This is a genomic window from Mesorhizobium sp. B2-4-19 (assembly GCF_006441315.1).
In the GTDB taxonomy this organism is placed as follows: Bacteria; Pseudomonadota; Alphaproteobacteria; order Rhizobiales; family Rhizobiaceae; genus Mesorhizobium.
Map to the genome: position 1 here is coordinate 38,166 of NZ_VFUV01000003.1, position 23,570 is coordinate 61,735.

Annotated in this window: 28 protein-coding genes; 13 read left to right on the forward strand and 15 right to left on the reverse strand. The window is 62.8% G+C overall.

Features of this window, described 5'->3' with window-relative positions; genetic code table 11:
• Positions 1 to 10: 10 nt before the first annotated feature.
• From FJ546_RS06180 to FJ546_RS06190, 3 genes are all read right to left on the reverse strand, one after another.
• Entirely contained in the window at positions 11 to 1,279 is a 1,269-nt protein-coding gene (locus FJ546_RS06180) for a cysteine desulfurase-like protein (protein WP_140888547.1), read from the reverse strand.
• 44 nt (positions 1,280 to 1,323) lie between these two features.
• Positions 1,324 to 2,391 carry an aldo/keto reductase gene (locus FJ546_RS06185; protein ID WP_140888548.1) on the reverse strand — a complete coding sequence of 356 codons (1,068 nt, stop codon included), beginning with the start codon at positions 2,389 to 2,391 and terminating at the stop codon, positions 1,324 to 1,326.
• A gap of 112 nt (positions 2,392 to 2,503) precedes the next feature.
• Entirely contained in the window at positions 2,504 to 2,965 is a 462-nt protein-coding gene (locus tag FJ546_RS06190) for a hypothetical protein (RefSeq protein WP_140888549.1), read from the reverse strand.
• 387 nt (positions 2,966 to 3,352) lie between these two features.
• Here FJ546_RS06190 and FJ546_RS06195 point away from each other — a divergent pair, with 387 nt between their 5' ends.
• Positions 3,353 to 3,517 (forward strand): hypothetical protein, encoded by a 165-nt coding sequence (locus tag FJ546_RS06195; RefSeq protein WP_140888550.1) that lies wholly within the window; start codon positions 3,353 to 3,355, stop codon positions 3,515 to 3,517.
• Positions 3,518 to 3,572: 55 nt separating this feature from the next.
• Here the strand turns inward: FJ546_RS06195 and FJ546_RS06200 are convergent, their stop codons facing one another.
• Positions 3,573 to 4,079, reverse strand: a complete 507-nt coding sequence (locus FJ546_RS06200) for a DUF1993 family protein (protein ID WP_140888551.1) — start codon at positions 4,077 to 4,079, stop codon at positions 3,573 to 3,575.
• A 140-nt stretch (positions 4,080 to 4,219) separates the two neighbouring features.
• On the opposite strand from FJ546_RS06200, the gene FJ546_RS06205 reads away from it, so the two are divergent.
• On the forward strand, positions 4,220 to 5,272 hold the full coding sequence (locus FJ546_RS06205) for a DUF1176 domain-containing protein (RefSeq protein WP_140888552.1): 1,053 nt from the start codon (positions 4,220 to 4,222) through the stop codon (positions 5,270 to 5,272).
• 21 nt (positions 5,273 to 5,293) lie between these two features.
• Here the strand turns inward: FJ546_RS06205 and FJ546_RS06210 are convergent, their stop codons facing one another.
• The 7 genes from FJ546_RS06210 to FJ546_RS06240 form a co-directional block, all read right to left on the reverse strand.
• Positions 5,294 to 6,145, reverse strand: coding sequence for an alpha/beta fold hydrolase (locus FJ546_RS06210; RefSeq protein WP_140888553.1), 852 nt, complete (start codon positions 6,143 to 6,145; stop codon positions 5,294 to 5,296).
• A 131-nt stretch (positions 6,146 to 6,276) separates the two neighbouring features.
• Positions 6,277 to 7,887, reverse strand: coding sequence for a molybdopterin-binding/glycosyltransferase family 2 protein (locus FJ546_RS06215; protein ID WP_140888554.1), 1,611 nt, complete (start codon positions 7,885 to 7,887; stop codon positions 6,277 to 6,279).
• Complete coding sequence (locus tag FJ546_RS06220) at positions 7,884 to 8,588, reverse strand: XdhC family protein (RefSeq protein WP_140888555.1); 705 nt, start codon at positions 8,586 to 8,588, stop codon at positions 7,884 to 7,886. Before FJ546_RS06220 ends, FJ546_RS06215 begins: the two co-directional genes overlap by 4 nt.
• Before the next feature lie 6 nt (positions 8,589 to 8,594).
• Positions 8,595 to 8,933: an XdhC family protein gene (locus tag FJ546_RS06225; protein WP_095770876.1), complete on the reverse strand. Its 339-nt coding sequence runs from the start codon at positions 8,931 to 8,933 to the stop codon at positions 8,595 to 8,597.
• A gap of 49 nt (positions 8,934 to 8,982) precedes the next feature.
• Positions 8,983 to 10,233, reverse strand: a complete 1,251-nt coding sequence (locus FJ546_RS06230; protein WP_140888556.1) for a VWA domain-containing protein — start codon at positions 10,231 to 10,233, stop codon at positions 8,983 to 8,985.
• A gap of 4 nt (positions 10,234 to 10,237) precedes the next feature.
• Complete coding sequence (locus FJ546_RS06235) at positions 10,238 to 11,167, reverse strand: MoxR family ATPase (RefSeq protein WP_140888557.1); 930 nt, start codon at positions 11,165 to 11,167, stop codon at positions 10,238 to 10,240.
• On the reverse strand, positions 11,164 to 11,691 hold the full coding sequence (locus tag FJ546_RS06240; RefSeq protein WP_095791541.1) for a flavin reductase: 528 nt from the start codon (positions 11,689 to 11,691) through the stop codon (positions 11,164 to 11,166). Before FJ546_RS06240 ends, FJ546_RS06235 begins: the two co-directional genes overlap by 4 nt.
• A gap of 182 nt (positions 11,692 to 11,873) precedes the next feature.
• Between FJ546_RS06240 and FJ546_RS06245 the strand changes: the two genes are divergently transcribed.
• Positions 11,874 to 12,941, forward strand: coding sequence for an ABC transporter substrate-binding protein (locus FJ546_RS06245; RefSeq protein WP_140888558.1), 1,068 nt, complete (start codon positions 11,874 to 11,876; stop codon positions 12,939 to 12,941).
• Positions 12,941 to 13,966 carry a P1 family peptidase gene (locus FJ546_RS06250; protein WP_140888559.1) on the forward strand — a complete coding sequence of 342 codons (1,026 nt, stop codon included), beginning with the start codon at positions 12,941 to 12,943 and terminating at the stop codon, positions 13,964 to 13,966. The genes FJ546_RS06245 and FJ546_RS06250 overlap by 1 nt, the downstream gene beginning before the upstream one ends.
• A gap of 9 nt (positions 13,967 to 13,975) precedes the next feature.
• Here FJ546_RS06250 and FJ546_RS06255 read toward each other — a convergent pair whose 3' ends face one another.
• Entirely contained in the window at positions 13,976 to 14,230 is a 255-nt protein-coding gene (locus FJ546_RS06255) for a DUF2171 domain-containing protein (protein ID WP_140888560.1), read from the reverse strand.
• 131 nt (positions 14,231 to 14,361) lie between these two features.
• Here FJ546_RS06255 and FJ546_RS06260 point away from each other — a divergent pair, with 131 nt between their 5' ends.
• From FJ546_RS06260 to purB, 3 genes are read left to right on the forward strand one after another with little or no spacing between them, the layout of a single operon-like run.
• A complete protein-coding gene (locus FJ546_RS06260; protein WP_140888561.1) occupies positions 14,362 to 15,087 on the forward strand; it encodes a DUF2259 domain-containing protein in 726 nt (241 codons plus the stop codon).
• Positions 15,084 to 15,602: a hypothetical protein gene (locus FJ546_RS06265; RefSeq protein ID WP_140888562.1), complete on the forward strand. Its 519-nt coding sequence runs from the start codon at positions 15,084 to 15,086 to the stop codon at positions 15,600 to 15,602. The genes FJ546_RS06260 and FJ546_RS06265 overlap by 4 nt, the downstream gene beginning before the upstream one ends.
• Positions 15,603 to 15,661: 59 nt before the next feature.
• Positions 15,662 to 16,969: an adenylosuccinate lyase gene (gene purB, locus FJ546_RS06270; RefSeq protein ID WP_038646437.1), complete on the forward strand. Its 1,308-nt coding sequence runs from the start codon at positions 15,662 to 15,664 to the stop codon at positions 16,967 to 16,969.
• 41 nt (positions 16,970 to 17,010) lie between these two features.
• Here purB and FJ546_RS06275 read toward each other — a convergent pair whose 3' ends face one another.
• On the reverse strand, positions 17,011 to 17,823 hold the full coding sequence (locus tag FJ546_RS06275) for a VOC family protein (RefSeq protein ID WP_140888563.1): 813 nt from the start codon (positions 17,821 to 17,823) through the stop codon (positions 17,011 to 17,013).
• 245 nt (positions 17,824 to 18,068) lie between these two features.
• Here FJ546_RS06275 and FJ546_RS06280 point away from each other — a divergent pair, with 245 nt between their 5' ends.
• Together FJ546_RS06280 and FJ546_RS06285 are read left to right on the forward strand one after the other, a co-directional pair.
• Positions 18,069 to 18,617 carry an alpha/beta hydrolase gene (locus tag FJ546_RS06280; protein WP_140888564.1) on the forward strand — a complete coding sequence of 183 codons (549 nt, stop codon included), beginning with the start codon at positions 18,069 to 18,071 and terminating at the stop codon, positions 18,615 to 18,617.
• Between the two features lie 171 nt (positions 18,618 to 18,788).
• Positions 18,789 to 19,961: an acyltransferase gene (locus tag FJ546_RS06285; protein ID WP_140888565.1), complete on the forward strand. Its 1,173-nt coding sequence runs from the start codon at positions 18,789 to 18,791 to the stop codon at positions 19,959 to 19,961.
• 38 nt (positions 19,962 to 19,999) lie between these two features.
• Here FJ546_RS06285 and FJ546_RS06290 read toward each other — a convergent pair whose 3' ends face one another.
• On the reverse strand, positions 20,000 to 20,773 hold the full coding sequence (locus FJ546_RS06290) for an HpcH/HpaI aldolase/citrate lyase family protein (RefSeq protein WP_140888566.1): 774 nt from the start codon (positions 20,771 to 20,773) through the stop codon (positions 20,000 to 20,002).
• A 164-nt stretch (positions 20,774 to 20,937) separates the two neighbouring features.
• Positions 20,938 to 21,255 (reverse strand): DUF1476 domain-containing protein, encoded by a 318-nt coding sequence (locus FJ546_RS06295; protein ID WP_140888567.1) that lies wholly within the window; start codon positions 21,253 to 21,255, stop codon positions 20,938 to 20,940.
• Positions 21,256 to 21,531: 276 nt separating this feature from the next.
• On the opposite strand from FJ546_RS06295, the gene purC reads away from it, so the two are divergent.
• The 4 genes from purC to purQ are packed head-to-tail and all read left to right on the forward strand — an operon-like array spanning position 21,532 to position 23,551.
• Positions 21,532 to 22,326 (forward strand): phosphoribosylaminoimidazolesuccinocarboxamide synthase, encoded by a 795-nt coding sequence (gene purC / locus FJ546_RS06300; protein ID WP_010909103.1) that lies wholly within the window; start codon positions 21,532 to 21,534, stop codon positions 22,324 to 22,326.
• 43 nt (positions 22,327 to 22,369) lie between these two features.
• A complete protein-coding gene (purS, locus tag FJ546_RS06305; protein WP_140888568.1) occupies positions 22,370 to 22,612 on the forward strand; it encodes a phosphoribosylformylglycinamidine synthase subunit PurS in 243 nt (80 codons plus the stop codon).
• Between the two features lie 19 nt (positions 22,613 to 22,631).
• Positions 22,632 to 22,886 carry a hypothetical protein gene (locus FJ546_RS06310; protein WP_095770880.1) on the forward strand — a complete coding sequence of 85 codons (255 nt, stop codon included), beginning with the start codon at positions 22,632 to 22,634 and terminating at the stop codon, positions 22,884 to 22,886.
• The gene (gene purQ, locus FJ546_RS06315; protein WP_140888569.1) at positions 22,883 to 23,551 is read left to right on the forward strand and encodes a phosphoribosylformylglycinamidine synthase subunit PurQ; all 669 of its coding nucleotides are present in this window, start codon (positions 22,883 to 22,885) and stop codon (positions 23,549 to 23,551) included. The genes FJ546_RS06310 and purQ overlap by 4 nt, the downstream gene beginning before the upstream one ends.
• The last annotated feature ends 19 nt before the right edge of the window (positions 23,552 to 23,570 follow it).

The following is a 23,570-nucleotide window of genomic DNA, read 5'->3' on the forward strand; positions in this document are numbered from 1 at the left end:
TCTGCTGGCGTCAGGAGCGCTGCTGCCTGAGCATCGCGATGACCCGGTGCACGCTCTCCAGCGTCTCGTTGATTTCCGCCGCCGTGTTGTAGTGCGCGATGCCGATGCGCACGACGCCCTGCTCGGCCGGAATGCCGAGCTGGTGGACGATCTCCCAGGCATAGTTGTGGCCGGACCACAGGAAGATGTTTTCGGCATTCATTTGCCGCACGATCGTCTCCGGCACGATGCCCTCGACCGTGAAGGAGACCGTCGGCACGCGATCGGCGAGCCGCTTGCGATCGGTGATGCCATGGATGGTCAGGCCCGGAATGTCGGATAGGCCATCGATCAGCCTTTGCGCCAGCGGGTTTTCATAGGCGATCGAAACCTCGAACGCCCTGGCGACCTTCTGCCTGCGCGAACCACTCTCACCCGCTGCCGCACCCAGCTCGGCAAAGTAGCCGACGGCCGCCGTGAGGCCGGCCATCAGCTCGATCTGCGGCGTGCCAAGCTCGAACCGCTCCGGCAGGCCATTGGACGAACAGCGGCATTTGTAGGGTTTCAGGCCATCGATGATTTCGCGCCGCCCCCACAAAATGCCCATATGCGGACCGAAGAATTTGTAGGCCGAGCAGATCAGGAAATCGCAGCCGAGTTCTTGCACGTCGATGAGGCCATGCGGTGCGAACTGCACGGCATCGACATAGACCAGGGCGCCGGCCCGTTTTGCGATGGCAGTCAAGGATCTGACCCGGTTGATCGAACCCGTCAGGTTCGAGGCATAATTCAACGCGACCAGCCGTGTCTTGTCGGACAGCAGCCCGGCCAGCGCCTCCTCTTCGACCTGCCAGCTCTTTTCATCGAATGGCAACCAGCGCACCACGAGGCCAAGATCCTCGGCCAGTTGCAGCCAGGGCGACACATTGCCCTCATGGTCCATGCGGGTGAGAATGATCTCGTCACCGGGCTTCAGCGTGCGGCCGAGCGTGCGTGACATGTGATAGGTCAGCGTCGTCATATTGGCGCCGATGATGATTTCCTCGGGGCTCGCCGCACCAAGGAAATCGGCCATCGCCTGATGCGCCTCGTCGACGACGGATTGAGCCGCGATCGTCGTTTCGAAATAGCCGCCGAGATTGGCGTTGGTCGTGAGCAGGCAGCGCGACACCGCATCGGCGACGGCCTGCGGCACCTGCGTGCCGGCGGGATTGTCGAGATAGATGCGACGGCGGCCCTTGTCGGTCAGGGAAAGCGCTGGAAATTGTCCCCGCACGGCCTCGATCGAAAAATCCGCCATTCTCTCCACCCCTTTGTTATTCCATGATATTCTGTTCCCGCCGATCAGGGACAGGGATTGCCGACCCGCTGATGGATCGCGTCCACCGCCTTCTGCATCTCCTCGGTCCAGACGACGTCCACCGAAGACAACGCCATTTCGAGCTGCGGAATGGTCGTCGCGCCGATGATGTTGGAGGTGACGAAGGGCCGGCTCGACACATAGGCATTGGCAAACAGCGCCGGCTCCATACCGAAGGAGCGCGCCAGTTCATTGTATTCGAGCAGCGCTTCGGCTGCATTCGGCGTCTCGTAACGCTGGCCGCGATTGAACAATTGCGAGCGCGAGCCCTGCGGTCGGGCGCCATGGTCGTATTTGCCGGTCAAGTAGCCCTGCGCCAGCGGCGAATAGGGCAGCAACGACACCTGTTCGCGCCCGCAGACCTCGGCAAGGTTCACCTCGAAGGTGCGGTTGACGAGATTGTAGGCGTTCTGGATCGACGCCACGCGTGGGACAACGCCCTTGTCGGACTCGGCAAGAAACCGCATGACGCCCCAGGAGCTTTCGTTCGACAGGCCGAAATGGCGGATCTTTCCCGCCTTCACCAGCTCATCGAAGACGCCGAGCGTCTCGGCGATCGGCGTTTCGTCGGCCGGTACGCCGTCGGCATCGGCCCGCCGCGCCACGGCACCGATGCGCGTCGGATTGGCACCCCAGGGGATATCCCGCTCCGGCCAGTGGATCTGGTAGAGGTCGAGATAGTCCGTGCCGAGCTTGGCCAGGGATTTGTCGACGGCATCAAAAATATCGGCGCGCACCAATTGCGACGGCCTGTCGCCGCGGAACCAGCTGTTGGCGGTGCGGCCGACGACCTTGGAGGCAAGGATCGCCTTGTCGCGGTTGCCCTTGGCCTTCATCCAGCTGCCGATGATCTTTTCCGTCCGCCCCTGCGTCTCCGCCTTGGGCGGGATCGGGTAGAGCTCGGCGGTGTCGATGAAATTGACGCCGCGCGAAAAAGCCAGGTCCAGCTGCGCGTGGCCCTCGGCCTCGGTGTTCTGCTGGCCCCAGGTCATCGAACCGAGGCAGATCTGGGTAACAAGAAGATCGGTCCGACCGAGACGGCGTTTGTGCATGGAATTCTGCTCCGGAGGGAAGGTCTGCGCGGGAGGGGGGCTGCATGTATAGGCAAAGCCATGCCGCTCTCCAAGCCTCGCCAGGCCGACTTTTGCGTGAACCAGCGGTTGGCTAGCGGCGGGCACCGGCCACGGCGCGGCGCTTGGCCTCGTCGATCAGCATGTTCGCCACCTGCATGCGGATCATGGCGCGCTGGCGCAGATGCGGGGCAACGCGATCGGGATGGTTGATAAAAGCAAAGCTGCGGCGCATGCGGCCGAAATCGGCGGCGCTCTTGGGCTGGTTCAGCCCCAGTTCGGCCGCGATCGATTCCGGATCGATCGGCGGCAGCTTTTCCTCGGGCTTCGGGTCCTCGGCAGCCAGCGCCAGCTTGGCATGTTCGAGCAAGGCGGCGAATTCGCTCGCCAAGTCGGCACCGGCCTCGCGATATTCGGCGGCGGATACCTTGATGCGGCCGGAATGGAGCTCATCGGCGACCGAGAGATAATCGAACGGAATCGACGGACGCGCGCCGGCCTCGTCGCCCTCGATACCGTCGCCCTTGTCGGAGGCAACGAAGAGGTCGTCGAGCAGCGAAGCGAAATCACGCTTGGCGCTGGTAGCGATGTCGGCCTCCTCCTTGCCTGACTGTCAGGTTTCCAGACCATAGAACCGGCTCGTTAAAAATACATACCACCGATCCTAATGAATTTAGCCATTCGAGGATCGTGGCCGGTCCCTCAAAACAAAAAGCCGGACTGCACTTTCATGCAGTCCGGAAATTCGCCAGGAGTGGCGAGGAAAAACTGGCCACGTGCCAGCGTCGAAGCCTACGGTTCGTGCGGCGCGGAAGTTTCAGCGGGCCGCAAAAAAATTCTAGGAAACTTATCCGGACATGGCAGGCATGCAAATGCTGCACTGCACAATTGTCACGATTCGCCTATATTGGCTGGCGTGGAGGACCAACCAGGAGCCTGATTCATGGGTTTCTTCACAGAAATGTTTGCCCGGCCGCGCCCGCAGGAACATCTGCGATATCGCGCGGCACTCGCGCTGCTTTATTCGATGAGCAATGCCGACCGCGCCGATATCGGCATCAAGCCCGCCGATTTTCCGCGCGTCGCCCGCGAAATGTCCATTCGCTAGATGCGTCTCGTGAGATGTCCCGACCGGATCCGGGACATCTCGCAATGCCTGCTCCTTAACGAGATCCCAGGAATGTCGCCTTGCCGAGCGGCACGCCATTGTGGCGAAGGATGTCGTAAGCGGTGGTGAGGTGGAAATAGAAGTTGGGCATGGCCACATGCAGCAGATACTGCATGCCAGCCAACGTCGTTTCGCGTCCGCCGAGTTTCAGTTCGATCACCTTGTCGTCGGAGCCGTCGATTTCGGCGGCCGAGAACGTCGCCAGAAGCGCGAGCGTCTTGGCGATCCGCGCATCGAGTTCGGCAAAGCTTGCTTCATTGTCCTCGTATTTTGGCACCTCTCGGCCGGCCAGCCGCGACGGCGCGCCCTTGGCATGGTCGGTGGCGATCTGCACCTGCCGGGTCAAAGCGAACATGTCGGGTGCGAGCCGCGCCGTCAAAAACACTTGCGGGTCGATCTTGCGGTCAAGCGCATTCTGTTCGGCAGCCGCCAGCACGTTGGAAAGTGCTTTCAGCCTGGTTGAAAACACGGGCACGGATGCCTCATACATCGATATCGTCACGTCAGATCTCCTGTCCGGTCGGAACGCCGGCGCAGCGACGTAGCGCCTGCGCGGACGATTCTTCAAGCGCCGCAGGCTCCGCGTCACCACGCCGCCGCAATCGCCATGGTAGAATTTGCGTTATCGAGCGGAGATTCCCGATGAGACGCGTCCTTCTGGCAGCGACTGCCCTTCTCTCCCTTGCCGCATCCGGCCAAGCGGCGCTGGCCGCCGATGACGCGCCTGAAGCACCCTATGTCGACGACCGATCGAGCGCCGAGGCGGTCATTCGCTCGCTCTACAGTGCCATCAACCGGCACGAATTCGCCCGCGCCTGGGGTTACTTCGGCGACACAAAGCCGGCTAAGGATTTCGACAGTTTCGTCAAGGGTTATGACGGCACCGACAAGGTCGAGGTCGCGACCGGTGCCATTTCGGACGACGGTGCCGCCGGCAGCATCTTCTACAATATCCCGGTCGCCATCCGTGCCACCGACAAGAGCGGCGGGGAAAAGGTCTTTGCCGGCTGCTACACGCTGCGACAGGTGAATGCCCAGATCCAGACGGCGCCACCCTTCGATCCGATCCATATCGAAAAAGGCGCGCTGAAACCCTCCACTGCCAATTTCGAAGAGGCGCTGCCGCCAAGCTGCGGCGACGGCCCGCCGCCGCCGAAGAAGGATACGGCACTCGAGCAGGCCAAGAAAGCCTTCCTGGTGACCTATGGCGACCAGTGCGACAAGCAGTTCCTGGCTGATGAGCCGAAGGTATTTTCGATCAAGTACAAGGACAAGGATGCGCAGCCCGGCGATCCCGACAAGGAAACGCGGCTGTTCCATTTCTCCTGTTCGGCCGCGGCCTACAATGAAAGCTCGGTCTACTACATGACCGACGAATTGTCGGCCGTGAAGCAATTGCAGTTCGCCGAACCCAAGATGGACATCCGCTATGAGAACAACAACAGCGACGGCAAATTGCTGGGCATGAGCATCGTCGGCTTCGAGACAACCGGTTGGGCGGTCAATTCCGACTATGACACTGACACCCATACGATCACCACCTTCAACAAGTGGCGTGGCGTCGGCGATGCCTCCGATTCGGGAACCTATCTGTTCCGCAACGGCGATTTCTCGCTGGTCCAGTATGACGTCGATGCGTCCTATGACGGCGAAGAGAACCCTCAGACGGTCGTCGACTACAACACCGCGCCTTGAGGGACGTCGGAGCAGCGCCGGTCAAGGTGCCTTCGACAGCATCCAGTTCAGCGTGCCGCGCCAGTCGACCATGCGGATCGGCGTGCCGTGCGTGCCGGTCTCGAAGCGGACGAAGCGGGTCGGATAGGCCTTCGACCTGGCGATGATGGAGCGGAAGAAGGCTTCCTGGTTCGCTACAGGAAACACCACGTCATGGCTGCCCTGGCCGAAGAAGATGGGGACATGGCGCCTGAAGGCGGGACTGGCGAGGAAACTCTCGTCCCACAGCGATCCGAGCAGCAGCAGCCCGTTGACGCGCCGGCCGGTATCGTTGCGCGCGGCAAGCTTCCAGCACAACGCGCCGCCCATCGAGCCGCAGGCGACGAAGATTTTCGCGCCTGGGGACTGTTCGGCATAATGATCGATCAATGCCGCGACCTGTGCGGCCCCCTTGTCACCGAAATCCGGGAAATCCGGCGAGAGATAAAGCCCGCCATTCCCGGCCATCAGGTTTTTGAGCCGGTTGAAATTGCCGCCGAAAGTGAAATCGTCGACGCCCTGCTTGCGGCTGCCGCCCTGGCCGTGCAGGTAGAGCACGATGAGGGCGGCGCCTTGCGTCTTGCCGACGGCCACGTGCCTGACATCGCCGGCGTCCGTCTTCAGCATCAAATCCTGCTGCACTTTGCGCACGCCGGTGTCGGTGTATTGCGGATGCACGCGCTTTTCCGGCACTTCGTCGCGCTGGTTGATATCGCGCATCTCACGGTAATCGATGACGGTGTAAGCGCCGCCGTCGCCCGTCGACAAGGTCGCCGGATAGGCGAAGAGATCGTCCTTGAAGGGTTTTAGGGACAATGTGTCGGCGTTGGCGGCCGAAGAAACCAAGAAAAGCAAAGCTGTGAGGGCAGCGCGGCACGCCCCCCTCTGGCCTGCCGGCCATCTCGGCAGGCCAGAGGGGGGTAGAAGCGCAAAGGCTGGTGAACTGAAAACCATCGCTCAGCCATGCTTAATTCAGTTCGGGTTTGTCAATCCTGCAGCACGCCGCCAGCACCTTCGAGCGCCTCGCGGGTGTCGACATCGACAGATGCGCCCTTGCCGATCTCGACATCGATGACATCGAGCCCCTCGGCCTCGACCAGGTGGCGTGCGCCGGTATCGCCTTCGAGATGGGCGATGGCCGGGAACAGCGCGCGCGGCAGGAGCACCGGGTTGCCGCGCTTGCCCTGATGCGAGGCGCGGACCACGGAATTGCCTCCTGCCTTGCGGAAGGCATCGATCAGCCGGTCGAGATCGCCTGATACAACGCCAGGCATATCTCCCAGAACGATCATCGCGCCGGCGGTGTCTTCGGGCAGATAGGCAATGCCGGCCTTCAGCGAGGTCGACAGGCCATCGGCGAAATCTGGATTGTCGGCGAAGGTCACATCCAGCCCCGCCAGAGCCGCACGCACGCGCTCGCGCTGATGGCCGGTGACGACGATCGTGCCCGATGCCTTCGATGCGAGCGCGCGCTCGGCGGTGCGGCGCACCAGCGGCTTGCCGTCGAACAGCGCCATCAGCTTGTTCGGGCCGCCCATGCGGCTTGACCGGCCAGCCGCCAGAAGCACTATGGCGACCTTGAGCCGGCTCTTGGCCGGCATCGGTTCGCGCGGCTGCGGACGCGTCGGGATTTCCATCAGCAGCCCGCCGACCCCCATGCCGGCGATGTCCTTCGCGGTGACGTCGAGGCCGGCAACCAGGCGGTCGAGCACCCAGTCGAAGCCGTTTTCCTTGGGACTGCGGGCGCAGCCGGGCGCGCCGATGACGCGCTTGCCGCCGAGTGTTCCGAGCACCAGCAGATTGCCGGGATCGACCGGCATGCCGGCGCGGACAATTGTTCCGCCGGCCCTCTCGATCGCCGCGGGAACGACATCGGCGAAATCGCTCATTGCCGAGGCGCCGAAGATCACCACCAGGTCATTGTCGCGCGCCAGCGCGGCGGCGGCCTCCGCCACGGGCGCGATCTCGTGCGGCGTGCGGCGCTCCGCCGTCAACCTGCCGCCCGAACGCGCCAGCCGCGCTTCGGTGACGCGCAGCGTCTTGTCGAGCACGCTGGGCTTGATGCCCGGCAGGACCGTCTGAATGACGCCAACGCGCACCGGCTGATAGGCGTTGACGGCAAAGATCTCGCCGCCGGCGCAGATTTTCATCACGGTGTCGACCAAGGCGGAGGCGACCGCGAAGGGGATGATCTTCACCGTCGCCACCATCTGGCCTTTTTCGACCGGGGCATGCTGGGCCAGCGTGGCAATGGTGATGGCGGGATCGACGGCGTTGATGGCGTCGATCATTGCCGTGCTGACGGTGAAGATGCCGGATGCCTTGGCATGGAGATTGACCCGGCCGGTGGCCGCCGGCCTCACCTCGATGCCGCTGAACCTCATGCTCTCGGCAATTCTCTGCGCCGCGGCGTCCTCGCCGAGATCATCCGAGGCCAGCACCGCCGCAACGACCTGCGAGACGCCAGCCCGCTTGAGTACGGAGACGTCTTCGGCGCTCAGCCTGTGCGCCTTGCGAAAGCGCTTTTCACCAGCGGTGGTGGCATGCGCCAGCACCGCGCCTTCTGCCTCTTCAATCGCAATCGGACCGAATTTCACGCTACCGCGCCTTTGGCATCGAGGCCGCGCGAGCGGAATGCGTAGATGGTCTGCGCGAGAACGGCTACCGCGATCTCGGCGGGGCTCGCCGCACCGATATCGAGCCCGATCGGCGCATGGATACGGGCGATCTGGTCGGCAGTAGCGCCCAGCGCCAGCAGGCGCTCGACGCGCTTGGCATGCGTCTTGCGGCTGCCAAGCGCACCGACATAGAAGCAATTGGCGTCCAGCGCGGCTTTCAGCGCGAAATCGTCGATCTTCGGGTCATGGGTGACGGCGGCAAGTGCGGTGTAGCTGTCGAGCGGCTGGCGCTTCAGCACATCTTCCGGCCATTCGGCATGCAGAGCGACATCGGGAAAGCGGTCCGACGTGGCAAAAGCGGTGCGCGGATCGATGATCTCGACGGGATAGCCGGCGATTTTCGCCATCGGTGCCAGCGCCTGGCTGATATGGACGGCGCCGATCACCACGAGGCGCGGCTGCGGCAGATGCGCGTTGAGAAAGAAGGTCCGCCCTTCGGCCTCGACCGAACCGGAATTGCCCGATCGAAAGGCCTTGGCGATCGCGGCTCCGAGATCCCCGGCGACCTGGTCGCCCTCACGCACGATGCGGTCGCGGCCATCACCGAGATCGGTGACGAGGATCGCCGCACGGCGGGCGCGGCGTTCGGCATTCAAAGTCTTCAGGGCGTATGGATCCATCTGAGATCAGCCCAACCGCTCGACATACACCTTGATGCGGCCGCCGCAGGACAGGCCGACCTGCCAGGCGGTTTCGTCGGCGACGCCGAATTCGAGCATCCTGGCCTTGCCGGAGCCGATGACGTCGATCGCCTCGGTCACCACCGCGCCCTCGACGCAGCCGCCCGAGACCGAGCCGTGAAAATTGCCTTCGGCGTCGATGACCAGATGGCTGCCGACAGGCCTCGGCGCCGAACCCCAGGTCTCGACCACGGTGGCAATGGCGACATCCTTGCCATCCTTCATCCAACCTTCCGCGATGATCAGCGGATCGCGGGCCTCATCGAGATAATGACTGTCGTTCATCTTTGCTTCTCTCAAGGTCTGTTTTTCCAGGGGGCCGGGAAGCATATGGCTATGCGGCCTGCCTCGCGCCAGCTTCCATCCATCGCCGCGGATCGACGGACTGTGCCGACTTCCTGTCCAGCGACGCGCAGAGGTCGGCGAGCGCATCGAGATTGTGTACCGAGCGGAATTCGTCGACATGCGGCAGCATCGCCTTGACGCCGCGGGCGCGTGCCTGAAAACCGCCGAAGCGCAGCAACGGGTTCAACCAGATCAGCCGCCGGCAGGATTTGTGCAGCCGCTCCATCTCCTGCGAAAGGCCGGCGACATCGTCGCGCTCCAGCCCGTCGGTGATCAGAAGCACGACCGCGCCCTGTCCCAGCACGCGCCGCGACCATATCAGGTTGAACTCTGCCAGTGTGTCGCCAATGCGCGTGCCGCCGGACCAGTCCTTGACCGCCGCCGAACAATCGGCAAGGGCGGCATCGGGATCGCGGTGGCGCATCTGCCGGGTCAGATTGGTCAGCCGCGTGCCGAAGACGAAGGTGTGGACGCGGCGGCGTTTTTCCGTCAGCGCGTGCAGGAAATGCAGGAAGATGCGCGTGTACTGGCTCATCGAGCCGGAAATGTCGGCCAGCACCACCAGCGGCGGGTGGACTTCACGGGCCGAGCGGAATTTCGGCAGGATCAATTCGCCGCCGGTGCGCGCGGCCGAGCGCATCATGGCGCGCGGGTCGATGCGACGGCCATGCGCATCGGCCTTGAAGCGCCGGGTCCGCACCATGTCGAAAGGCAGCCGCAGCTCGGCGATCGCCTTCTTGGCGTCCGCCATTTCGCTGGCGTTCATCTGGGCAAAGTCCTTGCCCCGCAACACCTCGTTGCCGGAAAAGGTGAAGCGGGCATCGACCTCGATCTCAGGGACCTCTTGCGGTGGCTGGTTTTTCTGATGGCCTTCGAACATCGCCTGGCTGACGCGGTTCTCGGCCGCGCGTGGCTTCTGCTTTTCCCTGACGTCGGGCGCCACCGGCGAAAACATCGCCAGCAGTTTCTCGATCAGTTCGCGCGATTTCCAGAACAGGCGAAAGGCCTCGTCGAAGACCGGGTGATCCTCGTGCCTGGACACCAGCACGGCATGCAGCGTCCAGTAGAAATCGTCACGCGAGCCGATGCCGGCGGCCAGCACCGCCTCGATGGCATCCTTGACAGAGGCCGGCCCGACCCGCATGCCTGCCTTGCGCAAGGTGCGGGCGAAATAGACGATGTTGTCGGCGATGCGTCCGTCCGCCGTCGCCTCTTTGGGGTCGGTACGCGGCGCCTTCATCGCGTTACTCCGCCGCCGCGAGCTCGGCCTTGACCTCGTCGAGGATGCGCCGGCCCTCGCCCGTGCCGATGCGGGCAATGTCATCCTGGTATTTCAACAGCACGCCGATCGTATCAGACACGGTTTCCGGGTCGAGCGCCACCTTGTCGAGCTCGGTCAGCGCGCCGGCCCAGTCAATGGTCTCGGCAACGCCCGGCACCTTGAACAATTCGATCTGGCGCAGTTTCTGGATGAAGGAGACCACCTCCGCCGAAAGCCGCTGGTTGGCCCGCGGCACCTTGCGGCGCACGATCTCCAATTCGCGCTCGGCGCTGGGATAATCGACCCAGTGATACAGGCAGCGCCGCTTCAGCGCGTCGTGGATCTCGCGGGTGCGGTTGGTGGTGATGATGACGATCGGCGGTTCTTCCGCCTTGATGGTGCCGAGTTCGGGCACCGTCACCTGGTAGTCGGAGAGGATTTCGAGCAGGAACGCTTCGAAGGCTTCGTCGGTGCGGTCGAGTTCGTCGATCAGGAAGACCGGGGCCGCTCCCGTCTTGCCGGTCAGCGCATCGAGCACGGGCCGGCGGATCAGGTATTTTTCCGAGAAGACGTTGCGCTCCATGGCGGTGCGGTCGACCTTGCCGGCCGCCTCCTCCATGCGGATCTCGATCATCTGCGCGGCGTAATTCCACTCGTAGACAGCAGACGAAACGTCGAGCCCTTCATAGCACTGCAGGCGGATCAGCCGGCGGCCAAGCGCCTGCGCCAACACCTTGGCGATCTCGGTCTTGCCGACGCCGGCCTCGCCCTCGAGGAACAATGGCCGGTTCATGCGCAGCGACAGGAACAGCACGGTCGCCAGCGATCGGTCCGCCACATAGTCCGCGCCGGTCAGGAGATCGAGCGTCTCGTCGATCGTCCGCGGTACGGGGCGCGGTTTCAGTTCGGTCATTCTTTCTCCGTGAACGCCGCCGCTCCGCTGTCCAGGACATGGTAGCCGCGGGCGTGATAGATCAGCGGCCGCAAATTATCGCCCATGCGAAGGCCTGTCACCTTGCCAAAAAGCACACGATGCGTGGCCAGGTCCTTGGTGTCGATCAGTTCGCAGTCGAACACGGCCAGCGCCCCCTTCAACGTCGGTGCACCGGTGGAGATCACGTCCCATTCGCCGAGCGCGAAACGCTCCTCGACCGGCAGGCCGGTGATGCCGGAAAAGCCGACCGACAGCGGTTCCTGATGCGAAGCCAGCGTGTTCAGGGCAAACCGGCCGTTTTTCACGAACAGCTCATTCTTGGCATTTTCGCGGTTGAGACAGACCAGGATGGTCGGCGGCGTGTCCGACACCGAGCAGGCAGCGATCACCGTCGTGCCGCGCTTGCCGGCGGGCCCGTCGGTGGTGACCACATGAACGTGGCCGGCAAAATGGCTCATCGCGTCGCGATAGGCCTGCGGTCCAATGTCATTCTTCTTCAGCACCGGAAATTGTCCATAGCCAGAACCCTACCGCTATATATGGCCAGACATGACATGCCACAAGCGAAGTGCTTGGCCCATATCCCCGAATTCGCGTGTTGCACCAAGGCCGGGCAGCCTTTAGGTCTTGGCGAGAATAGGCGCTCGCGCTGTTATCGCGGGCTTGGGAGGAACTCTTCGGCAGGATGCGACCCGGGGCAACGATATCCGCCGCGCTGGCTTGGCTGTTCTTGGCCGGCGCCGCCAGCGCCCAGACGCTGACGATCGGCGTTGCTGCTCCGTTGTCGGGACCGTCGGCCATCCTCGGCAAGCAGATCGAGGCTGGTGCCGGGCTCGCGGCGCAGGCAAACGGCGTCGAACTCGAGATCGAGGATGATGCCTGCACCGCCGATGGCGGTGCTGCCGCGGCCAGGGCTCTTGCCGCGGCCAAGGTCAGTGTCGTGATCGGCTTCCTCTGCACCGAAGCCATCGAGGCGGCGATGCCGATCCTCAAGGACGCCAATATCCCGGTCATCACCGTCGGCGTGCGCACCGAAAGCCTTACCGATCGCCGCGCCAAAACCGGCTGGCCGGTCTATCGCCTGGGGCCGCGCGGCGACGATGAGCGCAACGCCGTTGCCTCCACCCTCACCCGCCTGTGGCAGAACGAGCTGTTCGCCATTATCGACGACGGCACCATCTATGGCCGCGAGATGGCCGAGACATTTCGCGCGGCAGCCGACCAAGCGGCGCTGAAGCCGGTGTTCGTCGATACGTTCCGGCCGCAACTCGATAACCAGATAGGGATGATCGGGCGACTGAAGAAGGCCGGCGCCACCCATGTCTTTGCCGGCGGCGACGGCGACGACATCGCCATTATGGGGCGCGATGCCGCACAGCTTCAGGCCGGCATGGTCTTTGCCGGCGGCGAAAATCTGCGCACGCCGCCCGGAGACGTGGCCTATGCGACGGGCACGCTGATGATCGCGCCGCCCGAATGGGCCGATGTCGCCGACGCAAGGGTGCTGGAAAGCTTCTCCGTGCAAAAGATCGTGCCGGACGGCTACACGCTGCCGGCCTATGCAGCGGTGGAGATCGCCAAGGCCGCATCGGCCTTGTCCCCGGGCAAGCCGCTGACCGAGGTGCTGAGCGGGCACGATTTCACCACGGCGATCGGCCCGGTCCGCTTCGACGCCAAGGGCGACCTCAGCCAGAGCCCCTACCGCGTCTTCCGCTTCGACGGCGCGCGCTTCGTGCCTTTGGAAAGCAATTGATGTTCCGCACCGGTCCTCGCAATCTGATCACCGACGTTGCCGGCCTGCGCGTCGGCAATGCATCCGAGGCCCGGCTGAAATCCGGCGTGACGACTATCCTTTGCGACGAATCGGCGGTGGCCGGTGTCCAGATCCTAGGCGGTGCGCCGGGCACGCGCGAGACGGACCTGCTCGAACCGCACAATTCGATAGAGGCGATCCACGCCGTGGTGCTGTCGGGCGGCTCGGCTTTCGGCCTCGATGCCGCGTCCGGCGTGCAGGCGGCGCTGCGCGAGCGCGGCATCGGCTTCGAGGTGGGCGGATTTCGCGTGCCGATCGTGCCGGCGGCGATCCTGTTCGACCTGCGCAATGGTGGGGACAAGGAATGGGGCCGTTATCCCCCATATCGCGACCTCGGCTATCAGGCAGCGCAATCCGCCGCCACCGATTTCCAGCTCGGCACGGTCGGTGCCGGCACCGGTGCGCTGACCGCCGGGCTGAAGGGCGGCCTGGGCTCCGCTTCGTCGCTGCTGGACACTGGCGTTACCATCGGTGCGCTGGCCGCCGTCAATCCCACCGGATCGGTGACCGTCGCGCGCACCCGCCATTTCTGGGCGGCGCCCTTCGAAATCGGCGACGAATTCGGCGGGCTCGGCTATCCCGCGCCCATGCCGGACGATGCGAAGGAGATTTTGCTGAAATACCGCGACAAACATGCGGGCAAGCAGATGCAAACCGGCGGCAACACCACCATCGCCGTCATCGCGACGGATGCGGTCCTCACCAAGGCCGCGGCGAAACGCCTGGCAATGTCGGCGCATGACGGCTTCGTGCGCGCCATCTGGCCGACGCACACGCCGGCCGATGGTGACCTGGTGTTCGCACTGGCGACGGGAACGAGCGGCATCCGGCTCGAGGCCGATGCGGCAATCGACCTCTATGCCGCGGCCGGGGCCACCATGGCGCGCGCCATCAGCCGTGGCGTGTTTGCCGCGACGCCAGCCGACAACGATCTGTTTCCCGTCTGGTCGTCGCGTTTGGGCTGAATCGATCAATCAGACCGGATTGGATTTTTCTTCCTCGAACGTCACCGCCACATCGGAATTCGCTGACAGCCACACCTTCTTGCCATCGACTTCTGCAACCAGGGCCAGAGGAATGTAGTGGTGATGACCTTTGTGAGCGCCCTCGCCGCTGTCGGCCTTGGTCAGCTTGATGCGCTGGCCGTCGACCTTGTCGACAGTGCCGAGATGCACGCCATCGGCGCCGACGACTTCCATATGCTCACGAATTTTGCTGGTGTCGTTCATGGTGGTTCTCCATTGGGACTGCCGACAATAACAAATGACGAGCCGATTGGATGCATCGGCTTTTGGCCAGCACGACGTTTTGATTTCGTCGTGCTAGGGATTGCAACGACCACGGCTGCCGGAGTGAAAAAATGCGAGTGCTTTTCCTGTTTGCCGTTTGCTTGGCCGCGCAGCTTGGCGCGTCGATCGCCGTCCAGGCCGGCGATGTCGCCGAGCTTGAAATCCTTGGCTTCAGCAAGGATGGCGGCGTGTTCGCCTTCGAGGAATACGGCGTCCAGGACGGGTCGGGCTTCCCCTATGCCAACCGCTATTACATCGACACCAGCACCGACAGCTTTCTCAAGGGCACGCCGATCAGGGTCCGGCTCGACGACGAGAACGCCAAGCTGGACGCGGCGCGCCTTCAGGCCAGGCAAAAGGGCGAGGCCATTGTCAGCCAGGCCGAGCTCAGCGCCAATCGCGGCATCACCGCCGGTTTCAACCCGGTGACCGAGCTTTCGGCCGATCCGCACCGCATGGCGGTCAATCCGCGGCCGATCTTCTCTCCGGTCGACCAACCGCTCGAGTTCCGGCTGGACGAGATCGGCATGAACAGCACCGAAGGCTGCGACAGCCAGGGCGAGATCAATGGCTTCCGGCTGCTGCGCGTCGCGGCGCAGGATGGCGGCACCACCAAATTGCTGCACGAGGACAAGTCGATCCCCAAAAGCCGCGGCTGCCCGAACGGCTACCGCATCGGTGCGGTGCAGACATTCTCCATGGATAGCCTCAGCGCCTATGCGGTGCTGATCGCGGTGCGCCAATATGGCTTCGAGGGTCCGGACTTCCGCTGGATCGCCGTGACCGGCCGCCTGTGAGTACGCACGCCGCCATACTCAGCCGCAACCTGAACTTCGTCCGCCGCGCCTTGCCAGGGTGGCGCGCGACGCTTTTCGGCTCGTTCTTGTGGGCCGCAACCATGGGCATGAGCGCGCTCATCAACCTGTTGCTGGACAATTGGGTGACGCCGGAGAAAATCCGCACCGTGTCGCTGCTGTTTACGGGCGGCGGCGCCCTCGCTTTTCCGGTCGGCCTGTTCGTGGCGCGGCTGGTTTCACTGGGAAGGCGCCGGGAGGTCGCCTTCGCGGCGACAATGGTGTGCCTTGCCGCCGCGACGATCGGGCTGACCGACGGGCTCTATGCCTTGCAATACCGGTCCTACTATGCCGAATGGCATGCACCGGCCTTCACCCTCACCTGGGGGTTTCAACTCGCCTTCACCATGGCGGTGGCGTCCTACCAGTTCATGGTGCTGGGCATCAGGCTCTATTTTCCGCTTGGGTTCATCGCCTTGTTTGCCGCCAGCCTCTGGTTCGCACAGCAGCGGCGTTGAGCATTTTGTCTGTCTCTGTTAGGAGGCGGGCTAACCCTCCGACACATCAGGACTGACCGATGATCCCTCGCTATTCCCGGCCGGAAATGGTCGCCATCTGGTCGCCCGAAACTCGGTTTCGCATCTGGTTCGAAATCGAGGCCCATGCCTGCGACGCGCTGGCCGAACTCGGCGTCATCCCGAAGGAAGCGGCAAAGACCATCTGGGAAAAGGGCGGTGCCGCGAAATTCGACGTCGAGAAGATCGACGAGATCGAACGCGTCACCAAGCATGACGTCATCGCCTTCCTCACACATCTTGCCGAATTCGTCGGACCGGATGCGCGTTTCATCCACCAGGGCATGACGTCTTCGGATGTCCTGGACACCTGCTTTGCCGTCCAGCTTACGCGCGCCAGCGACATTCTGCTCGCCGACATTGACGGCCTGCTTGCCGCGCTCAAGCGCCGCGCCTTCGAACACAAGGACACCGTTACCATCGGCCGCAGCCACGGCATCCATGCCGAGCCGACAACCTTCGGCATCAAGCTGGCGCAGGCCTATGCCGAATTCTCGCGCTGCCGCGAGCGGCTGGTGCACGCACGCGAAGACATCGCCACCTGCGCCATTTCCGGGGCAGTCGGCACCTTCGCCAACATCGAACCCTATGTCGAGGAGCATGTCGCGGCAAAGCTCGGGCTGAAGCCGGAGCCGGTGTCGACGCAAGTGATCCCGCGCGACCGCCACGCCATGTTCTTTGCCACGCTCGGCGTCATCGCCTCGTCGATGGAGCGACTGGCGACCGAGATCCGGCACCTGCAGCGCACCGAGGTGCTGGAAGCGGAGGAGTATTTTTCGCCGGGCCAGAAAGGCTCATCGGCAATGCCGCACAAGCGCAATCCGGTGCTGACGGAAAACCTCACCGGCCTTGCCCGCATGGTGCGCTCAATGGCGCTGCCGGCGATGGAGGATGTGGCGCTCTGGCACGAGCGCGACATCTCGCACTCCTCCGTCGAGCGCATGATCGGTCCGGACGCCACGGTGACGCTGGATTTCGCGCTGTCACGGCTGACCGGCGTCGTCGACAAGCTGGTCGTCTATCCCGAGAACATGCTGAAGAACATGAACAAGTTCCGCGGCCTGGTGCATTCGCAGCGCGTCATGCTGGCGCTGACGCAGGCCGGCCTGTCGCGCGAGGACTCCTACCGGCTGGTGCAGCGCAACGCCATGAAGGTGTGGGAACAAGGCGCTGATTTTCTTGAAGAACTCTTGGCCGACAAGGAAGTCACCGCCGCCCTGCCGGAGGCGGAAATCCGTGAGAAATTCGACCTGGGCTATCACACCAAGCATGTCGACACGATCTTCAGGCGCGTGTTTGGGGAGGCTTGAGCTTCCTCGTGGACGGGAGAAAGAAGCTGTGCCGACGCCGATCACGCCTTTCCAGGAACGGTCCTGATCACCGTGCCCCAGGGATCCTCGCGGGTCGTTTCGCCGGTCACATTGTCCGAACGCATCTCGACCCAGGCGAGGCCCGAGCGCGACGGGTCGCGACGGCCGGCGCCGGCGCTCTGCCAGGCATTGGCGCCGATGTGATGATGGTAATGGCCTGACGACAGGAACACTGCCTGACCGCCATATCTGGCCACCGTGTCGAAGCCGAATTCCTGGTTCCACCAGGCTTCCGCCTCTTCCGGCCTGCCGACTCGCAGATGGACATGGCCGACAATGCTGTTTTCCGGCGCGCCTTGCCAGCCCGCATCGCCGGACGGCACTTCGCCGACGACAGCCGGAATGTTGAGCCGCTCTGTCGCCATGGCGATCTTGTCGCCGTTCCATTTCCAATCCTGCGGCCGGCGGTCGGCATAGATCTCGATGCCGTTGCCTTCGGGATCGGTCAGGTAGAGCGCTTCGCTGACCAGATGGTCGGACGCGCCTTCGATGGCGATCTTGTCTGATATGGCGTGGTTGATCCAGCGGCCGAGATCGGCACGGCTGGGCAGCAGGAAAGCCGTATGGAACAGGCCGGCGCTGCGCGGATCGTCCGGCTTGGCTGAACCATCCGGCTCGAGGACGAGCAGCGGACGGCTGCCGGCGCCGAGCGTGATCGCGCCATCGGCACGGCTCAATTCCTGCAGGCCGACAACCCGGCGATAATAGGCAGCGAGGCTTTCGGCATCGCGCGCCTTCAGCCCGACGCGGGCAACGCTCACCGGCGTGGTGGCGGCAAATGGCAGTTCGCTCATCATGGTCTCCATCGCGCCGACGCTTGATGAGGCTCCCAATGCCAGGAGCCGGCGCCGCCGATTGTTGTACGTCGTGTCAGCGCCAAAATCCCGGTCCTCCACGGCTGTTTCTGTCCTAACGACAGATCGTCGATTGCCATCGTTCACACAAGACAGCGAAAAGCGAACATGGTGTTCACCATTACAAGCAGAAGCGCGTCCCATCAACGGTTGCATGAGGCAATCGCGCTCGCTATCTCAGCTCCATGAAAGTCAAAGATGCAGATATCCTGATCGTTCCGGGCTACACCAATTCCGGACCCGAGCACTGGCAAACCCGCTGGCAATCGAAACTGTCGACGGCGCGGCGCGTCGAGCAGGCTGAATGGTCGAAGCCGGTGCGTGAGGACTGGACAGCGAGCGTAGCCAAAGCGGTCAACGAGGCCGAGAGGCCTGTGGTCATCGTCGCGCATTCGTTAGGGGTGGCTGCGGCCGTGCAGGCCATCCCGAAATTCGTCAGACCGGTCGCCGGCGCCTTCTTCGTGGCGCCGCCCGATGTTGCCAACCCCGGGATCAAGCCGAAGCACCTGATGACCTTCGGCCCCTACCCGCGCGAGCCGCTGCCTTTTCCGTCGATCGTGATCGCCAGCCGCAACGACCCGTTCTGTGCCTTCGGTGTCGCCGAGGACATAGCCGGCGCCTGGGGTTCGCTGTTCATCGATGCCGGCGAGACCGGCCATCTCAACCAGGATTCCGGCTTCGGCCCTTGGCCCGAAGGCTCGATGACCTTCGCCAAGTTCCTGACGGATCTGTGATTCAGGCCCGAAGCCGGCGCAGAAAGTTCCCGAAGAAACCGCCGAGCCCCGATAAACAATAATTTAAGGTGGCTCGCGATAACTTCCTTATGCACGGCGAGCTCTGTTCGTCGCGCGTAAATATGCCAGATTGCTAAATGAAATTCTTCGCGCTCAAACGAAGGTAAGCGCTTGCGCAAGGACGCTTCACTCGAATTCTTGAGGGGTTCTGCGGCGCTTGTCGTCCTGAATGGGCATACTTTGCGCGCTTTTGCGCCAGTAGCGGAGGGCGCAGACAACGCCGCGCAATCCCTCAAGACAAGTCTGGCTTTCATCGCCTTCAATGGCGGCTCTGCCGTCTACTTGTTTTTCGTCCTCTCTTCCTACGTGCTTGTCAGGCGTTATTTCCAGTCCCGCAAGCCGCAAGATCTGCTGCTGGGTGCGATAAAGCGTTTGCCTCGTCTGGCCGGACCAGTGCTTGTTGCGGTTCTGGCATCCTGCGTCATATTCAAGCTCGATCTATATTTCTTCAAGGATGCGGCTGCGGTCACCCAATCCGAGTGGCTGATCAGATTCGGCAATGCTTCAAGGGTGCTCTCGCCGGAGACAGCGAGTTTCGCCGATGCGTTCCAGCAAGGTGCCTGGCGGACGTTCATCTACGGCGACAAATATTATGACAGCAGCCTGTGGACTATGGCCGTCGAGTTCTGGGGGAGCATGCTCACCTTCGCCCTCGCCCCCATCGTTTTTTTGCTCCTGGGCCGCTGGACGTTGCTCTTCTGGGTCTGCATAGCAGCGGCAGCGTTCCTGGCGCTGCAAGTCAGCTTCTTCTTTTGTGCCTTTCCCGCCAGCCTCATGCTCTATCCGCTTCTCGCCATGGGTTTGCGCCCGAATCGCTGGATAAGAGGCGCCATGGTGATCGTTTCCCTTGCGCTGCTGGGCTATGCGGGGAGTGCTGTCGGCATATACCGGCCCTTTGCGCTGCTCGAGACCGCGGTTTCCGATGATGTCGGCCTGCGGCAAGCCTGCGTGGCCATCCCGGCAAGCATCATGTTGGTCTACGCTATGCTAAGTGTGGACGAGCCTCCAGCATGGCTCTCGGGCAAGGCGGCACGTTTCCTGGGCGACCTGTCTTTCCCGCTCTACCTCGTGCATGTACCCGTTATCTGCTCGCTGGGTTCATGGGTCCTGCTGGTCAGCGGCTCCACCGCACTCGGTGCCGCCGCCGCCATACTGGGGTCGATCCTCGTGGCGTTGCCGCTGATGACTTTCAACAACTGGTGGGTCCAGGTGCTCGGCGCCCTGTTCAACAGGTTCAGGCGCGGCAGCCCTATCGCCGCGGCGCCTGCTGCAGCGGGCGCCTGACCGCCTGGCGCCGTGACGGCAGATCCTCCGGTTCGGGTTCAGGCTCCGATCGAATCCTTGATATTTTTCAGCAGGGTCCTTGCCCCCAATGAAATCAACGCATGCTCTGAACCGGTGGCGAGCAGGCGATAGCCCATCGAGACGACACGGCCGGCAATTGCTGGTTCGACGACATAGATCGCGGCATGTTTTCCGGCCTTGCGGGTGCGCTCGGCCACCGACGCCACCGTCTCCATCATGCTCTCCAGCGTCGAACTGACTGTGGCGCCATTGGTCCAGGCAATCGAGAAATCCGACGGCCCGAGGAAGATGCCATCAATGCCCGGCGTGTCGAGAATGCCGTCGAGCGCGTCGAGCGCGGCGCGCGTCTCGACCATGGCAAAGGCCATGGTGCGCTGATTGGTGTCGCGTAGCCATTCGGCTTGGTCGCCCTTGCCGTGGCGCGGAAAGGCGTAGGTGGGACCCCACGAGCGCTCGCCGAGCGGGGGATATTTCATTGCCGCGGCGAATAGTCTTGCGTCAGCCACCGAATTCACCATTGGCGCGATCACCGCCTCGGCGCCGAAATCGAGCGCCCGGCTTGCCATGTCGAAACGGCCGACCGGGATGCGTACCAGAGCCGGCTTGTTTGCGGCAAGCACGGGCAAGAGACCGCGCAGCACGCTGTCCTCGTGATGACCGCCATGCTGCATGTCGAGCGTGATGGCATCGAAGCCCTGTTTGGCGAGGATCTCGACGGTCAGGGCATCCGGCACGCCGGACCAAGCGGTGACCAACGTTTCATCGGCGGCAAGGCGGGACTTCAGGGACATCTAATCTTCTTCCTCGTTAATGTCGGCAGTTTCAGCCGGAAACCACGCCAAAGGCAAAGAAAAACCGCCCGGCTTGGCCGGGCGGTCGATTGGTCCAGTCATTCTTTTGCCGCAGGTTCCGTCGCAAAACCGGCACACTTTTGCGAAGCCTGCGTCGGCCCGGATCAGGTGTTCCTGATCTGCTCGATCGCCTGCGCCATCAGTTCGTCCATGGTGCGGCGGATCTGATGGTCCGACTGGTCGACACCGGCGGCATCGAAATCCTTACGGATCTTGCGGAATACATCGTGATCGCCGGCTTCCTCGATGTCGGAAACAACGACTTCCTTGGCATAGGCATCAGCGTCGACACCCGCCTTTCCAAGCTTTTCAGCGGCCCACAGCCCGAGCGCCTTGTTGCGGCGCGCCGACGCCTTGAAACGAAGCTCTTCGTCGAATGCAAATTTGCGCTCGAAGCCTTCTTCGCGATCTTTCATGCTCATGGCGTCCCTCCGGGTCAAATCCGATTCGTTGGCAAGAGATATGTGTGCTGCCAAAGCACAAACCAAAAGGTCGCGAGCCGGTCAATACGCTTCGTCATATGCTGCGCTGCGGCATTTCAGTCCGGAAAGCGGTTGATTGGACGGATTTGCCGATTGAGCAAACGGTGCGATTGGGATAGACCCGGCATTGAACCCAACCGTCGCCGCAACTAATATAGGCAGACGGACAGGAACTGGTCGCTTGCCGCCTGCCCGCAAATCCAGAGAAAAAATCAGATGAAAAATCGCCGCCGCATTTATGAAGGCAAGGCCAAGATCCTCTATGAGGGACCGGAGCCGGGTACGCTCATCCAGTTCTTCAAGGATGACGCCACTGCTTTCAACAAGAAGAAACACGAGGTCGTCGACGGCAAGGGCGTGCTCAACAACCGCATTTCCGAGCACATCTTCAACCACTTGAACCGCATGGGCATCCCGACCCACTTCATCCGCCGGCTCAATATGCGCGAGCAGCTGATCAAGGAAGTCGAGATCATCCCGCTCGAAGTGGTGGTGCGCAACGTCGCCGCCGGCTCGCTGTCGAAGCGCCTCGGCATCGAGGAAGGCACCGTCCTGCCGCGCTCGATCATCGAATTCTACTACAAGGCCGACGCGCTCGACGATCCAATGGTGTCGGAAGAGCACATCACCGCCTTTGGCTGGGCAAGCCCGCAGGAGATCGACGACGTGATGGCGCTCGCCATCCGTGTCAACGATTTCCTCTCCGGCCTGTTCATGGGCGTCGGGATCCAGCTCGTCGACTTCAAGATCGAATGCGGCCGCCTGTTCGAGGGCGACATGATGCGCATCGTGGTCGCCGACGAGATTTCGCCGGACTCCTGCCGTCTGTGGGACGTGGCAACGCAGGACAAGCTCGACAAGGACCGTTTCCGCCGCGACATGGGCGGCCTCGTCGAGGCCTACCAGGAAGTCGCTCGCCGCCTCGGCATCATGAACGAGAACGAGCCGCCGCGCCCGACCGGCCCGGTGCTTGTCGCTTCGACCGACGTCGTTAAAGGCAAGCCGCACTGATAGCGGCTTGCGATCCGATATTTAGAACAGGAGCATGTCCAGCGTGATCAAGGCCCGCATTACCGTCACCCTCAAGAACGGCGTTCTCGACCCGCAAGGCAAGGCGATCGAACACGCTCTGTCCGGTCTGGGCTTCGGCGGCGTCGGCGCGGTACGGCAGGGCAAGGTGTTTGACGTCGAACTGGCGCAAAGCGACAAGGCCAAGGCCGAGGCCGATCTGAAAGCCATGTGCGACAAGCTTCTGGCGAACACGGTGATTGAGAATTATAGTGTGGCCATAACCTGAGGTTGTGTCGGAGGGGTTGGTGGCCGAGATCGATGGCAGCTTGATATTTGAAACCCTCAAGTCCATCCAGTCTCGGTTAGACAGGATGGACTTGACGCTCGGAGAGGTGAAATCCGAGCTTGGTTCCATTCGAGGTCATCTCATAGCCACTGAAAGTGACGTGAAAAACATCTATGGTGTGCTCGCTCGCCAGGATGATCGGCTCGAACATATCGAACGCCGCCTCGACCTGCGCGAACTCGCCGAAGCCCAGAGGCCTTACGAACCAAAATGAAATCCGCCGTCGTCCTCCTGCCTGGCCTCAACCGCGACCGCGACATGATCGCGGCGCTGACCAAGATTTCGGGAAAACCGCCGGTTACGGTCTGGCAGACCGACACTGAAATCCCTGACGTCGACCTGATCGCCATCCCAGGCGGCTTCTCGTTCGGCGACTATCTGCGCTGTGGCGCGATCGCGGCGCGTATGCCGGTGATGCGAGCAGTCGCCGAAAAGGCCGCCAAGGGCGTCGCAGTCATCGGCGTCTGCAACGGCTTTCAGATCCTGGTCGAGGCCGGCCTGCTGCCGGGGGCGCTCATGCGCAACACCTCGCTGAAGTTCGTCTGCCGGCAGATCAAGCTCGAGATCACCAACGCCAACACCATGTTCACCCGCCGTTACCAGCCGGGCCAGATCATCCGCTCGCCGGTAGCGCATCATGACGGCAATTACTTCGCCGACGCCGAAACTCTTGCCCGCCTCGAAGGCGAAGGCCAGGTGGTGTTCCGCTATGCCGAGGGTACCAACCCCAATGGCTCGATCAACGACATTGCCGGCATCATCAACGAACAAGGCAATGTGCTTGGCCTGATGCCGCATCCGGAAAACTTGATCGAAGCCGCCCATGGCGGCAGCGACGGCCGGGCGCTGTTCGAAGGCGCGCTCGGTATCGCCGCTTGACGATCTTGGCGGCGAACGC

Bases quoted from the DNA above. Each gene is read 5' to 3' on its own strand.
- FJ546_RS06280 (WP_140888564.1), top strand. From the start codon at position 18,069: ATGAAAGTCAAAGATGCAGATATCCTGATCGTTCCGGGCTACACCAAT.
- FJ546_RS06255 (WP_140888560.1), bottom strand. From the start codon at position 14,230: ATGAACGACACCAGCAAAATTCGTGAGCATATGGAAGTCGTCGGCGCC.
- FJ546_RS06290 (WP_140888566.1), bottom strand. From the start codon at position 20,773: ATGTCCCTGAAGTCCCGCCTTGCCGCCGATGAAACGTTGGTCACCGCT.
- FJ546_RS06225 (WP_095770876.1), bottom strand. From the start codon at position 8,933: ATGAACGACAGTCATTATCTCGATGAGGCCCGCGATCCGCTGATCATC.
- purB (WP_038646437.1), top strand. From the start codon at position 15,662: ATGATCCCTCGCTATTCCCGGCCGGAAATGGTCGCCATCTGGTCGCCC.
- FJ546_RS06245 (WP_140888558.1), top strand. From the start codon at position 11,874: ATGCGACCCGGGGCAACGATATCCGCCGCGCTGGCTTGGCTGTTCTTG.
- FJ546_RS06180 (WP_140888547.1), bottom strand. From the start codon at position 1,279: ATGGCGGATTTTTCGATCGAGGCCGTGCGGGGACAATTTCCAGCGCTT.
- FJ546_RS06230 (WP_140888556.1), bottom strand. From the start codon at position 10,233: ATGAAGGCGCCGCGTACCGACCCCAAAGAGGCGACGGCGGACGGACGC.
- purQ (WP_140888569.1), top strand. From the start codon at position 22,883: ATGAAATCCGCCGTCGTCCTCCTGCCTGGCCTCAACCGCGACCGCGAC.
- FJ546_RS06185 (WP_140888548.1), bottom strand. From the start codon at position 2,391: ATGCACAAACGCCGTCTCGGTCGGACCGATCTTCTTGTTACCCAGATC.
- FJ546_RS06220 (WP_140888555.1), bottom strand. From the start codon at position 8,588: ATGGATCCATACGCCCTGAAGACTTTGAATGCCGAACGCCGCGCCCGC.
- FJ546_RS06235 (WP_140888557.1), bottom strand. From the start codon at position 11,167: ATGACCGAACTGAAACCGCGCCCCGTACCGCGGACGATCGACGAGACG.
- FJ546_RS06275 (WP_140888563.1), bottom strand. From the start codon at position 17,823: ATGAGCGAACTGCCATTTGCCGCCACCACGCCGGTGAGCGTTGCCCGC.
- FJ546_RS06205 (WP_140888552.1), top strand. From the start codon at position 4,220: ATGAGACGCGTCCTTCTGGCAGCGACTGCCCTTCTCTCCCTTGCCGCA.
- FJ546_RS06250 (WP_140888559.1), top strand. From the start codon at position 12,941: ATGTTCCGCACCGGTCCTCGCAATCTGATCACCGACGTTGCCGGCCTG.
- FJ546_RS06195 (WP_140888550.1), top strand. From the start codon at position 3,353: ATGGGTTTCTTCACAGAAATGTTTGCCCGGCCGCGCCCGCAGGAACAT.
- FJ546_RS06295 (WP_140888567.1), bottom strand. From the start codon at position 21,255: ATGAGCATGAAAGATCGCGAAGAAGGCTTCGAGCGCAAATTTGCATTC.
- FJ546_RS06260 (WP_140888561.1), top strand. From the start codon at position 14,362: ATGCGAGTGCTTTTCCTGTTTGCCGTTTGCTTGGCCGCGCAGCTTGGC.
- purC (WP_010909103.1), top strand. From the start codon at position 21,532: ATGAAAAATCGCCGCCGCATTTATGAAGGCAAGGCCAAGATCCTCTAT.